Raw genomic sequence first — 12,611 nt, 5'->3', positions numbered from 1 at the left:
CCTTCGGCCCCATCCAGCGGCTCAAGCTCAATCCAGGAACAGGTCCGGCAGCAATGGCCGCGACGCATCCACTGCATAGCCCGACAGATCGGTGACACCGGCCTGTGCCAGCACCTCATCATCGATCAGGAAGCGGCCGTGGAAGCCGGCCGCTTCGCGCACCAGCACGGCGTGCGCGGCGTCGGCCATGATCTGCGGCGTGCGGCAGCCGGCGGCATCCACGCCCGGAATCATGTTGATCGCATCGGTGGCAATCACCGTGCGCGGCCACAGCGCATTGACCGCCACGCCCTGCGGACCGAACTCCGCGGCCAGGCCGAGGGTGACGAAGCTCATGCCCATCTTCGCCAGCGTATAGCCGGTGTGCGGGCCCCACCACTTCGGCTCCAGGCTGGGCGGCGGTGCCAGGGTCAGGATGTGCGGATTCGGCGCCTGCAGCAGGTAAGGTAGGCAGGCCTGTGCGCACAGGAAGCTGCCGCGCGCGTTGACCTGCTGCATCAGGTCGAAGCGCTTCATCGGCGTATCCAGCGTACCGCGCAGCCAGATTGCGCTGGCGTTGTTGACCAGGATGTCGATGCCGCCGAAGGTGTCGACGGTGGCGGCGACGGCCGCCTGCACCTGCTCTTCCTCGCGGATGTCGCACTTCAGGGCCAGGCCCTGGCCACCGGCCGCCGTAACCGCCTCGGCCGCGCTGTGGATGGTGCCCGGCAGCTTCGGGTTCGGCACCGACGACTTGGCGGCGATCGCTACGTTGGCACCGTCACGCGCGGCGCGCAACGCGATGGCCAGGCCGATGCCACGCGAGGCTCCGGTGATGAAAAGCGTTTTGCCCTGCAGACTGCCCACGTTCCACACTCCAGCGTATGCAATGAGCCGCTAGTATGCCGCGCCGACGCGGAGTTCACCCGGCCTTGACGATACTCGGGCCTCCAGACAACGCACGAGGTCCACGCCATGCGCCGTTCCCGCCTGCTGCTGCCTGCCCTGGGGCTCGCCCTGCTGACCGCCTGCCAGGGCCGTTCGCCGGAACCCGGCAAGGAGCCGCCCGCCGGTGACGCGCCCAGCGCAGCCAAGGCCGCTGCGGATGGCAGGATGCGCTGGAGTGAGGCGGTGGTCTGGGATGGCGACCTGAACGCCTGCCGCCAGGGCGAGAATGCGGCCACGCGCGACTGCCTGCGCGATGCGATGCACGCCGGTGGCGCCAGCGCCGATGCGATCACCGCCGCCGAACAGTTGTCCACCGGCGGCGAACTGGCCTACGTGACCGCCTGGCATGAGAGTGACGGGCTGGGCGTGGCCACGGTGGAGTACCCGTTCCGCGCCAATACCAACGAAGGCACCCGCCTGGTCGACGCCAGCGGCAAGCGCATCGATGTGGATGCCGTGCAGCTGGACGACACCCTGCGCGCGGATCCGACGGTGCAGGAACTGCTGAAGGCCAACCCGCAGGCGACGCCGTTCGCACCCGCGCAGTCGGCGGGAGCGACGCCGCTGGAGAACGGCGGCATCCGCCTGCTGTACCGCACGCCGCTGCGCGACTGCCACGCCTGCCCGGATGTGGGCCAGCTGCAGATGGCCTACGACTTCGACGCCAAGCGCAACTTCATCGGTCAACAGGTGGTGCCGGCGGCACCGTAAGGTCACCGGCACTCATCTTCGTAGAGTCGAGCTTGCTCGACTGATTCAGGCATTTCAGTCGAGCGAGCTCGACTCTACAACGGCCTCGGCGAATCCACGCTTTGCGTGGACCTACCCATAGGCGCGGACCTGCTTCTGCAGCAAGTGCGGCACGATCAGCCGGTGCACCGGGGCCACCGGCAGCATGTACAGGCGCCCGAACGCGTTGTGGGTGTGCACTACCGTCGCCACTTCCAGCACATCGTCCTGCCACTGCAGGGCCAGCTGCACGCGCAGGTGGCGGTCGTTGTCTTCCAGCACGATGGCATCGGCATCCAGCGACTGCAGGGTGAAGATGCCGAGCCGCTGCCCCGGACGCGGCTGCTCGATGTCCTGCACTGCGCGCAGCGAACCCAGGTCCTTCATGCCGAGCAGGCGCATGCCGCGGTTGCGCAGTGCCATCAGCCCGTCGAACCAGCCGGGAATGCTCGCCGCCAAGTCACGGTAGGCCTGCAACGCAGTTCGACGCTCGCGGTGTGTGCTGGCCTGGCAGGCATGTACAAAGTCGGCACCGGCCATCTGCGCGCGCAGCACGTTGCTCGCACTCGGCGCGGCGGTCACCACCTGCGGTGCCCTCACGGCTTCGGCCCCTGCCCCTCGTTGTCTTCCCAGTGCAGGATGCGCCGGGTGACGAAGCGGTAGACCGGCTTGCCAGTGGCGAACCACAGCTCGCGCACCCACGAAGTACGCTTGAGCACACGCTTTTCCACCGGGGTGAGCGACTCGCGGCAGTACATGCGCTTGTGCTTGAGCAGGTGGCGCAGATCCTCGCGGGCCAGCAGGCGCATCCAGCGCGAACGCGGATCGCCGATCACCGCCAGCTGGAAGTCGATCAGCGCTGGACGGCCATCCTCCGTGACCAGCCAGTTGGCTTCCTTGGCCAGATCGTTGTGGGCCACGCCGCGCCGATGCAGGTGCTGCAGCAGCCGTCGCGCCGAATGGAACCAGGCCACGTCGCCGCGGGGTGGACGCTGGTACATCGCATCACCGGCCATGAAGCTGCGGTCGAGGTGCTGGCCATCCCAGGCCAGCAGCTGCGGTACGTCAGGCATGCCATGGATGTGCTGCAGCGCGCGGGCTTCGCGGCGTGCCAGCCACCACGCAGGCAGCCGCAGCCACAGCGGCGTGGCGCCCAGATCGCGGCGCACGAACGGGCCATCGGGGCCTTTCACAAGGAGGATGCGGCCGAAGCTGTCGGCCTTGAGGGCGCGCGATGGCGAGTCTGGCGAATGCGGCATGGGCCCATTCTAGGCGATGGCGCCGGTTGCAAACGGTCACGAAGCGGCTGGGAACCAGTCACCTTCACGCCCCTATAATCGGGCAATGGACTCTTCATGGATCGACGCCACCCTCGCGTGGATTGCCGCTCACCCCGTGCTGGCGGGTGCCGTTATCTTCCTCATCGCCTTCTGCGATGCGGTCATCATTCTCGGCGCCATCGTGCCGGCCCTGCCGCTGCTGTTCGCGGTGGGCGTGTTCATCGGCCTGGGCCAGATCTCCGGGCCGTACGCGGTGGCGGCGGCGGCACTGGGTGCGTTCGCTGGTGATGGCATCAGCTACTGGATCGGCCGTCGCTGGGGCGACCGCCTGCGCGGCGTCTGGCCGTTCAGCCGGTATCCGCAGCTGCTCGATCGCGGCGAGAACCTGTTCCGCCGCAATGCGTTCAAGAGCATCCTGATCGCACGCTACGTCGGCGCGATCCGCCCATTCGTGCCGGCCATCGCCGGCATGATGAAGATGCCGGCCAGCCGCTACATGCAGGCCAGCGGCATCGCCAGCATTTCCTGGGCCGTGCTGTTCCTGGCCCCGGGCTGGGTTCTGGGCGAAGCGTACGACGCGGTGGCCGCCGTGGCCGGGCGCCTGGTGGTGGTGGTCGGCCTGCTGATGGTGATCCTCGGCCTGGTCTGGGCCATCGTGCTGTACGGCTACCGCTGGTCGGCCGCACGCATGGACAACTGGCTGGCGCGCCTGCTGGACTGGTCCAACCGCCACCCGACGCTGGGCCGCTATACCGTCGGCGTGCTCGACCCGAAACGCCGTGAATCGGTGCCGCTGGCGATGCTGGCGCTGATGCTGCTGGTGCTTGGCTGGGGCTGGTTCGCGCTGCTGACCGTGGTGGTCGCGCATGGCGAACCGCTGGCGATCGACCTGCTGGTGCACCAGGCCATGCTGGCGCTGCGCAACCCGCTGGCCGACTACCCGATGGCGGCACTGGCGTCGCTGGGGGCCTGGCAGGTACTGCTGCCGGCCACCGCGGCGGCGATGGGCTACCTGATCTGGCGCCGACGCTGGATGGCCGCTGCGCACTGGCTGGCCGCACTGGCCTTCGGCCTGGCGCTGACCATGCTGCTCGGCGCCACCGTGGATGTGGTGCGCCCGGTCGATGCCAGCAGTGGCTTCGGCTTCCCGTCGGTGTCGGTGACCATGGCCACCATCACCTTCGGCTTCTTCGCGGTGCTGATCGCGCGCGAGATGCCGGGCCGCACCCGCGTCTGGCCGTACCTGGTGTCGGGCATCGTGGTCAGCCTGATCGGCTTCTCGCGCCTGTACCTGGGCGCACACTGGCTGAGCGATGTGATCGGCGGCATGCTGTTCGGCACGTTCTGGCTGCTGGTGCTGGGCATCGCCTACCGCCGCCGCTTCAACCGCTCGTTCTGGGTGAAGCCGGTGGCGTGGCTGTTCTACGGTGTCTTCGCCCTGGCGGCGATGTGGTACGCGCCGCGCCACATCCCGGTGAAGCTGGAGCGCTTTGAACCGACCCTGCCGGCGCCGCAGGCGATGGACATGCAGGCGTGGTGGCAGCACGACTGGTCGACGCTGCCGGCGCGCCGCAACGAGTTCGACGATGACCAGCGCTGGCCGCTGGACGTGCAGGTGGCCGGCCCGCTGGCGCCGCTGCAGGCACAGCTGGAAGCCCGCGGCTGGAAGCGGCAGGAACAGGCCGGCTGGCAGGAAGCCCTGCTGATGCTGGACAAGAACACCGGCGCCGACCAACTGCCGGTGTTGCCGGCAACGCTGGAAACGCGGGTGGAAGCGCTGCTGATGGTGCGGCAGGGTGCGCAGCCGGATGAGCGCTACGTACTGCGCCTGTGGCCGGCCCCGGCCCAGCTGCAGCCGGGCGGTGTTCCGCTGTGGCTGGGCAGCGCACAGACCCTGCGCTACGAGCGCCACTTCGAATGGATCGGCATGTGGCACCCGCTGCGCGGCGTCGACCCGGCCATGAACGCGGTGAAGGAGGCCGTACAGGGCCTGCCGCAGCGCGAGGACGTGCACGGCGAGACCGGGTTGCCGGTATTGCGGTTGAAGACCACCGCGCGCTGACCGGTACCGGTGCGCGATCCACGCCACGCGTGGATGGCATTCCACGCAAGCCCCAACGTGTGCACCAAGGTGCACACCCACCCGAGGCAGGCTGCTACGGCATCCAGCCCAGCAACTGCTGCAGGCGCTGGTGCGGATCGTCCAGTTGCAGCAGCTGCAGGCGCTGCTGCTCGCTCAGCGGCAGCAGTTCGGCCAACCGCCAGCCGACCCAGCTTGCCTGGTCCAGTAACGCCGGGTGGGCCGGCGCATACGCCTCGCCCGCCTGTTCGATGATGTGCCCGAGCACCGTGGCCAGCAGCGCATGCTGTGGCCGCAGTTCGTCGTCGGGGTCTTCCTCGCACCAACTCACGTCGGCCACCACCAGGCCGTTGTCACGGACCCGCGTGCGCTCGACATGGAAGCGGCGGGTGCCACGCAGGCGCAGCTGCAGCACGCCATCGGCGCCGACATCGAAATCTTCGATGCGCACCTGCACGCCATACGCCGCCGGCGTCGCCGGCGCGCCCACTTCCTGGCCGTCGAGGATCAGGCAGACGCCAAAGCCCTCGCCATTGCGGCCGCTGTCGCGGACCAGATCAAGATAACGCCGCTCGAACACGCGCAGGCCCACCGCCGCGCCCGGCACCAGCGTGCTGTGCAGCGGAAACAGTGGCAGCGAGCTGTCGACGCTCATCGGGCCTGCAGCGCGGCAAGGAAGCGGCGCGGTGCGCCGTCGAAGCCACCGTTGGACATGAACACCACATGGTCACCACTGCGTGCACGGGACTGCAGCTGTGCCAGCAGTGCATCGGTATCGGGTACCGCGTGCGCTTGGCCACGCACCGCGGCGATCACCGCGGCAGCGTCCCAGGCCAGTTCCGGGCGGTGCAGGAACACCACTTCATCGGCCAGCGCCAGCGACGGCGCCAGCGCCTGCGCATGTGCGCCCAGCCGCATGGAGTTGCTGCGCGGTTCCATCGCGACCACGATGCGCGCATCGCCTACCTTGGCACGCAGCCCTTCCAGCGTGGTGGCGATCGCCGTCGGGTGATGGGCGAAGTCGTCGTAGACGGTGATGCCGTCATGGCTGCCGATCACCTCCATGCGGCGCTTGACGCTGCGGAACCGCGCCAGCGCCGGAATGACGTCGGCCGGTGCCACGCCCACCGCATGCGCGGCGGCCAGCGCGGCCAGGCCATTGAGCACATTGTGGCGGCCCAGCAGCGACCAGCGCACATCACCCAGCGCCTGGCCACGATGATGCACGCGGAACGCGCTGCCATCGGCAGCCAGCAGCTCGGCATGCCATTCCAGCGACGGGTCGAAGCCAAAGCGCTCGACCGGAGTCCAGCAGCCCATCGCCAGCACTTCGGCCAGGTACTTGTCTTCGCCGTTGACGATCAGCCGACCACGTGCCGGCACCGTACGCACCAGATGGTGGAACTGGCGCTGGATCGCCGCCACGTCCGGGAAGATGTCAGCGTGGTCGTATTCAAGGTTGTTGAGGATGGCCACCAGCGGCCGGTAGTGCACGAACTTGCTGCGCTTGTCGAAGAATGCGGTGTCGTACTCGTCGGCCTCGACTACGAACTCGCGGCCCTGGCCCAGGCGCGCGGAGACGCCGAAATCCTCGGCCACGCCGCCGATCAGGAAGCCCGGCGAACGCCCCGCGCTTTCCAGCAGCCAGGTGAGGATGGTGGTGGTGGTGGTCTTGCCATGGGTACCGGCCACGGCCAGCGTGTCGCGGCCTGGCAGCACCTGCTCGGACAGCCACTGCGCACCCGAGATGTAGCGTTGGCCGGCATCGAGCACGGCCTCCACGGCCGGATTGCCACGCGACAGCGCATTGCCGATCACCACCTCATCGGTGCCGGCCGGCACGCTGTCGGCGCGATAGCCCTGGTCCAGGGTGATGCCGAGCTGTTCCAGCTGGGTGGACATCGGCGGATAGATGGCCTGGTCGCTGCCGCTGACCGGATGGCCCAGTTCCCGCGCCAGGGCGGCCACGCCGCCCATGAAGGTGCCGGCGATTGCAAGGATATGTACGCTGCTCATGACCGAGGATTGTGACCGATGACGGCTGTATAGGGCCAATGTCCGCGCCTGGGTAAGACAAGTCCTACACAGGATGTGAGAAAACTCCAATCATCTGTCAGGGAATTCCCGATAGCGATGTTCTGTGAACCCGGACACAATTCGAACTGCCAGCCGCAGTACCCGAACCGGTCCTACTCCCCAAGAGGCCATCCCCAAGGGAGCTCATGCTGCGGGGCCCTGAGCAAGCCCTCTGCTGGCGCCTATCAAACGACACAGGCCTGATCCTCGCGGACCAGGCCTGTGTTTTTTTGCGCCGGGGGCCGGAACAGTGTCCCGGCCGCGCCGGATCAAGCCTTGATCGCCGCCAGGATGCGCGCTTCGATCTCGTCCAGCTCACCGACGCCGTCGACGCGGGCCAGGGTGCCACGGCCGGCGTAGAAGTCGACCACCGGGGCAGTCTGGTCGTTGTAGACCTGCAGGCGCTGGCGCACCGCTTCCGGCGTGTCATCGGCACGGCCCTGCTCCTTGGCACGACCGGCGATGCGCTCGACCAGCAGCTCGGTGGCCACGTCCAGCTGAACCACCGCGTCCAGCGGCTGGCCGATCTTGGCCAGCAGGCCGTCCATCGCATTGGCCTGGGCCACATTGCGCGGGTAGCCATCCAGGATGAAGCCCTTGGCGACATCGGCCTGGGTCAGGCGCGATTCCAGCATGCCCAGCAGGATGTCGTCCGACACCAGGTTGCCGGCATCCATCACCGTCTTGGCCTGCTTGCCCAGCTCGGTGCCGGCGGCGATTTCCGCGCGCAGCATGTCACCGGTCGAAATGTGGGCGATCCCCAGCTTTTCCTTCAGGCGCGTCGCCTGTGTCCCCTTGCCCGAACCGGGCGGTCCCAACAGAACCAATCGCATTGACCTGACTCCAACGTGTTGAAAACAAAGAAGGTTCGCGTCCCGGACGGACCGGTATCGCTGCACCGCAATAGCGCCACTTTACCGCATCCGGGTAATGTCCCTGCAATGTCCCCTCCCCCGAGCAGGTAGAAGCATGCGCAACGGTACTCTCCTCTATGCCCAGTCCGGTGGCGTCACCGCAGTCATCAACGCCACCGCGGCCGCGGTGATCGAGCAGGCCCGGGCCAAGGGCATCAAGGTCCTCGCTGCCCGCAACGGCATCCTCGGCGCCCTGCGCGAAGAGCTGATCGACACCAGCAAGGAGAGCACCGCGGCCATCCGCGCCCTCGCCCATACCCCGGGCGGTGCCTTCGGCTCGTGCCGGGTCAAGCTGAAATCACTGGACGCCGACCGTGCGCGTTACGACCGCCTGCTGGAAGTGCTGCGCGCGCACGACGTGCGTTGGTTCCTCTACAACGGCGGCAACGACTCGGCCGATACCGCACTGAAGGTCTCGCAGCTGGCCAAGGCGTCGGGCTACGACCTGACCTGCATCGGCGTGCCCAAGACCATCGACAACGACCTGGCAGTGACCGACACCTGCCCCGGCTTCGGCTCGGCCGCCAAGTACACCGCGGTGTCGGTGCGCGAGGCCGCGCTGGACGTGGCGGCGATGGCCGAGACCTCCACCCGCGTCTTCATCTACGAAGCGATGGGTCGCCACGCCGGTTGGCTGGCGGCGGCGGCAGGCCTGGCCGGCAACGGCGATGACGAAGCCCCGCACATCATCCTGCTGCCCGAGCGCGCCTACGACGAGGCGGTGTTCCTGGCCAAGGTGAAGGCGGTGGTCGAGCGCGTCGGCTACTGCGTGGTGGTGGCCTCGGAGGGCATCGCCACCGCCGATGGCCGCTTCGTTGCCGATGCCGGCGGCGGCAAGGATTCGTTCGGGCATTCGCAGCTGGGCGGGGTGGCCGCGCACCTGGCCGGACGGGTCAAGGACCAGCTGGGCCTGAAGGTGCACTGGGCCCTGCCGGACTACCTGCAGCGCTCGGCCCGGCACCTGGCCAGCAAGACCGACTGGGAGCAGGCGCAGGCGGTGGGCAAGGCTGCGGTGCAGTTGGCGCTGAAGGGCCAGAACGGCGTGATGCCGGTGATCGTGCGCAGCAGCGACGCGCCGTACCGCTGGAAGATCGAAGCCGCGCCGCTGTCGAAGATCGCCAACCACGAGAAGAAGATGCCGGCCGGTTTCATCCGCCGCGATGGCTTCGGCATCACCGCCAAGGCACGCGCCTACCTGTCGCCGCTGATCAAGGGCGAAGCACCGCTGCCTTACGGCCCCGACGGCCTGCCGAAGTACGTGACGCTGAAGAACGTGGCCGTGAAGCAGAAGCTGCCGCCCTTCGAGGGCTGACTCCCGGCGCCGCGTATCTGCGGGGTTTCACCGCATCACCACGGCACGCGCATGAAGCTCCATGCGCATGCCGGTCTCCGCTCCGGGCGCGTCGCGCACGGGCCAGTGGGCCTGGCGACCGGTCCTCCTGTACAGCCCGCCGCGGGCGAGGTAGCCCCTGAGCCGTTCCGTTACCCCATCGCCCGCCCCATCCGGCTCCCGGCTGCGCGGCGCGGGCCTGTCGGCCTCGGGTCTGGCCGCGCTCGGTGTCGTTTTTGGCGACATCGGCACCAGCCCCCTGTACACCCTCAAGACCATCCTCGGCATGAGCCACACGTCCGGCGCAGCCACCGGGACGGTCGCGCTCGGTGTGTTGTCGCTGATCGTGTGGACGCTGATCGTCATCACCTCGGTGAAGTACGTGACCCTGGCCATGCGCGTTACGAACGACGGCGAGGGCGGCATCCTCGCACTGATGTCGTTGCTGGGCATCAAGAAGCACAAGCGGCCAGTCATCGTGGCGCTGGGCCTGTTCGGCGCCGCGCTGATCTACGGCGATGGCGCGATCACGCCGGCGATCTCGGTATTGTCGGCGCTGGAAGGCCTGAAGCTGGTTACCGCCGACGTCGAGCCCTACGTGTTGCCGGCCGCCACGGCCGTGCTGGTCGGCCTGTTCGCGATCCAGCCGCTGGGCACCGCGAAGATCGGCCGTGCGTTCGGGCCGATCATGCTGCTGTGGTTCCTGACCATGGCCGTGCTCGGCATCGCGGGCATCCTCCGCCACCCGCAGGTGCTGCAGGCACTCAACCCATTACTCGGCCTGCAGTACCTGTTCTCCAACGGCTATACCGGCTTCCTGATCCTCGGCGGCGTCTTCCTCTGCGTCACCGGTGCAGAAGCGCTGTATGCGGACATGGGACATTTCGGCGCCGGGCCGATCCGCGTCGCCTGGTCGGCAGTGGTGCTGCCCAGCCTGCTGCTCAATTATGCCGGGCAGACCGCGCTGGTGGTGACCGGCACGCCCACCACCGACAACATCTTCTTCCGGCTGTGCCCGGACATGCTGCTGGTGCCGTTCGTGGGGCTGGCGACGCTGGCCACCATCATCGCCAGCCAGTCGATCATTACCGGCGCCTTCTCAATGACGCGGCAGGCGATGCAGCTGGGTTGGCTGCCGCGGCTGCGGGTGAAGCAGACCTCGGCGCAGGGCCACGGCCAGATCTACATCGGCGTGGTCAACTGGCTGCTGATGGCGGTGACCGTCACCCTGATCCTGGTGTTCCAGAAGTCGGACAACCTGGCCTCGGCCTATGGCCTGGCCGTGGCCACTACCATGCTGCTGACCTCCAGCCTGCTGGCCGTGGCCATGCGCGAGATCTGGGGTTGGGGCCGGCTGCGTACCACGCTGGTGGCCGGCTTCTTCCTGTGCATCGACCTGGCCTTCTTCCTGGCCAACTTCGACAAGCTCGTCGATGGCGGGTACATACCGCTGCTGTTGGCGGCGGCAGTGTTCTGCCTGATGCGGGTCTGGCATCGCGGTGCGGCCACGGTGCTGGCACGTGTGCGCGAGCAGGCCACCGACCTGGATGCGTTCATGCAGGAGCTGCAGGCACAGTCCATCCCGCGCGTGCCGGGCACCGGAGTGTTCCTATCGCGCAGCGATGAAGGCGTGCCGCCGGTGATGGCATGGCATGTGCGCCACAACGGCGCGCTGCACCAGCACCTGCTGGTGGTCAACGTCGTCAACGAATCCATCCCGTGGATCAGTGACCACCACCGTCTGCGGCTGCAACAGCTGCGCCCGGGCTACTGGCACGCGACAGCCCGCTTCGGCTTCATGGAAAAGCCCGATGTGCCCGCCGCTCTGCAGCAGGCTGCCGCACAGGCGCCGGAGCTGGCCCTGGCCGACGCCACCTACTACATCGGTTATCTGGAAGTGGTGCCCAGCGAATCCCGCGATGGCCCGCCACGCTGGCAGAAGGGACTGTTCGCCTTCATGGCACGCAATTCACTTCACACCGCCGATTTCCTGCAGCTGCCGAAAGACAACGTGGTGCTGATCGGACGCCAGGTATCGGTCTGAGCACGACGGCACTGTTCGCACCTGCCGCAGGCCGTTGGCACGAAGATGGCAACACCCACGAGGAGAACAACATGGCCCTGCATGTGGTGCGTCTCGGCAGCCCGCGCCAACCTGGCGAAGGACTGCGCATCGGCACGGTGCGGCGACCGCCGCGTGGCGTGCCGCGCAGCGAGTTCGCCCGCCAGGACTGGTACGACGTCTGGTTCCCGACGCTGTCACCCAGCGCCGAGCTGGTGAAGCAGGCGCACGCGGCGAAAACCGCGGCCGACTGGAATGCGTTCTTCCGCCACTACAAGGCCGAGATGAAGGCGCCCGATGCCGCCCACGCGCTGGACCTGCTGGCCGCGCTGTCGCAGCACAGCGACATCAGCGTGGGGTGCTACTGCGAGGATGAGGCACATTGCCACCGCAAGGCATTGCGCGAGCTGCTGGTTGCGCGGGGAGCGACGTTGGCCGGGTGATGCACGGTTGCCGGCCAGCGGCCGGCACTACCTCACGCGACGCCTTGCGTGGATTCGCGCTGCCGGACCACCTCAATTGCAGGCCTTGCCTTCCATCTGCAGCTGCGCGGCGAACATCGTCACCTGCGGAATCTGGCCGGCTGCAGCCTGCTTCTTTGCCTCTTCCAGGTAGATGCGCGACTGGCCCTGCCCATCCAGCTCGACCTTGTTGCTCGACGGCAGGCGCCACACCCGCACCACCGCCTGCTGCGCCGGGCACGTGGCGTTGGGCACGCGGATCACATCGTTGAGCTTCCAGCCCTTGTCGGCACTCGGCTGTGCCTTGGCGTAATCGACGAAGCGCGCGCGTGGCTGGCACTGCTCGCTGGTACGCACGGCGGAGAAGCGGTACGGCTCTGCCGCATCGCCGGTGAACACACCCTCCAGCCGCGCGCAGGCCTCGGGGATCTGGCGCAGCGTATGCGCTGCGCCCACCGCCTGCGGGGCACCCACCGCACGCTGCAGTTCCGGGGTTTCCGCGGCGAATGCCGGGGCGGCAGGCACCAGGGCAGCAAGCATCAGCAGGGACAGGCGCATGGGGGATCTCCTTCGGGACTGTGCGCAGGCTTGCAGAGCATGGCTTAACGGGGTGCAAAGGCCGGTCGACCGGACATGCCGGCAAAGGCCAGTCGAGCGCGGCTCGACTCTACCGTGCGTCGAACGCATACTGCGGGCACCAGGGAATGCTGAACACCGCCATACGTCGGACGACCGCCAAGGTCGGTACGGGT

Annotated in this window: 12 protein-coding genes; 5 read left to right on the top strand and 7 right to left on the bottom strand. The window is 67.9% G+C overall.

Annotated features, from left to right (window positions below):
* Window positions 1-27 precede the first annotated feature (27 nt).
* Window positions 28-846: an NAD(P)-dependent oxidoreductase gene (locus SSKA14_RS06075; protein ID WP_040007149.1), complete on the bottom strand. Its 819-nt coding sequence runs from the start codon at window positions 844-846 to the stop codon at window positions 28-30.
* A 108-nt stretch (window positions 847-954) separates the two neighbouring features.
* On the opposite strand from SSKA14_RS06075, the gene SSKA14_RS06070 reads away from it, so the two are divergent.
* Complete coding sequence (locus tag SSKA14_RS06070; RefSeq protein WP_008267214.1) at window positions 955-1,638, top strand: hypothetical protein; 684 nt, start codon at window positions 955-957, stop codon at window positions 1,636-1,638.
* Window positions 1,639-1,749: 111 nt separating this feature from the next.
* Here SSKA14_RS06070 and SSKA14_RS06065 read toward each other — a convergent pair whose 3' ends face one another.
* Together SSKA14_RS06065 and SSKA14_RS06060 are read right to left on the bottom strand one after the other, a co-directional pair.
* Window positions 1,750-2,256 (bottom strand): DUF2867 domain-containing protein, encoded by a 507-nt coding sequence (locus SSKA14_RS06065; protein WP_040007147.1) that lies wholly within the window; start codon window positions 2,254-2,256, stop codon window positions 1,750-1,752.
* A complete protein-coding gene (locus SSKA14_RS06060; protein WP_008265091.1) occupies window positions 2,253-2,915 on the bottom strand; it encodes a serine/threonine-protein kinase in 663 nt (220 codons plus the stop codon). The genes SSKA14_RS06065 and SSKA14_RS06060 overlap by 4 nt, the downstream gene beginning before the upstream one ends.
* Before the next feature lie 85 nt (window positions 2,916-3,000).
* Between SSKA14_RS06060 and SSKA14_RS06055 the strand changes: the two genes are divergently transcribed.
* Window positions 3,001-4,998: a bifunctional DedA family/phosphatase PAP2 family protein gene (locus tag SSKA14_RS06055; RefSeq protein WP_040007145.1), complete on the top strand. Its 1,998-nt coding sequence runs from the start codon at window positions 3,001-3,003 to the stop codon at window positions 4,996-4,998.
* 94 nt (window positions 4,999-5,092) lie between these two features.
* Here the strand turns inward: SSKA14_RS06055 and SSKA14_RS06050 are convergent, their stop codons facing one another.
* The 3 genes from SSKA14_RS06050 to SSKA14_RS06040 form a co-directional block, all read right to left on the bottom strand.
* Window positions 5,093-5,671, bottom strand: a complete 579-nt coding sequence (locus SSKA14_RS06050) for an LON peptidase substrate-binding domain-containing protein (RefSeq protein ID WP_008268241.1) — start codon at window positions 5,669-5,671, stop codon at window positions 5,093-5,095.
* A complete protein-coding gene (gene mpl, locus SSKA14_RS06045) occupies window positions 5,668-7,032 on the bottom strand; it encodes a UDP-N-acetylmuramate:L-alanyl-gamma-D-glutamyl-meso-diaminopimelate ligase (protein WP_008266496.1) in 1,365 nt (454 codons plus the stop codon). The genes SSKA14_RS06050 and mpl overlap by 4 nt, the downstream gene beginning before the upstream one ends.
* 329 nt (window positions 7,033-7,361) lie before the next feature.
* Window positions 7,362-7,925: an adenylate kinase gene (locus tag SSKA14_RS06040; RefSeq protein ID WP_008268721.1), complete on the bottom strand. Its 564-nt coding sequence runs from the start codon at window positions 7,923-7,925 to the stop codon at window positions 7,362-7,364.
* A 136-nt stretch (window positions 7,926-8,061) separates the two neighbouring features.
* Between SSKA14_RS06040 and SSKA14_RS06035 the strand changes: the two genes are divergently transcribed.
* The 3 genes from SSKA14_RS06035 (at window position 8,062) to SSKA14_RS06020 (ending at window position 11,841) form a co-directional block, all read left to right on the top strand.
* Window positions 8,062-9,318, top strand: a complete 1,257-nt coding sequence (locus tag SSKA14_RS06035; RefSeq protein WP_008267687.1) for a 6-phosphofructokinase — start codon at window positions 8,062-8,064, stop codon at window positions 9,316-9,318.
* A 202-nt stretch (window positions 9,319-9,520) separates the two neighbouring features.
* A complete protein-coding gene (locus tag SSKA14_RS06025) occupies window positions 9,521-11,380 on the top strand; it encodes a KUP/HAK/KT family potassium transporter (protein ID WP_040007141.1) in 1,860 nt (619 codons plus the stop codon).
* 71 nt (window positions 11,381-11,451) lie between these two features.
* Window positions 11,452-11,841: a DUF488 family protein gene (locus SSKA14_RS06020; protein ID WP_008265827.1), complete on the top strand. Its 390-nt coding sequence runs from the start codon at window positions 11,452-11,454 to the stop codon at window positions 11,839-11,841.
* A 72-nt stretch (window positions 11,842-11,913) separates the two neighbouring features.
* On the opposite strand, the gene SSKA14_RS06015 is transcribed toward SSKA14_RS06020, so the two are convergent.
* Complete coding sequence (locus tag SSKA14_RS06015; protein WP_008268030.1) at window positions 11,914-12,417, bottom strand: hypothetical protein; 504 nt, start codon at window positions 12,415-12,417, stop codon at window positions 11,914-11,916.
* Window positions 12,418-12,611: the final 194 nt, after the last annotated feature.

It is taken from the genome of Stenotrophomonas sp. SKA14 (assembly GCF_000158575.1).
In the GTDB taxonomy this organism is placed as follows: domain Bacteria; phylum Pseudomonadota; class Gammaproteobacteria; order Xanthomonadales; family Xanthomonadaceae; genus Stenotrophomonas; species Stenotrophomonas forensis.
The sequence above is the reverse complement of the archived record's forward strand: the minus strand, read 5'-3'. Positions and strand labels throughout refer to the sequence as shown.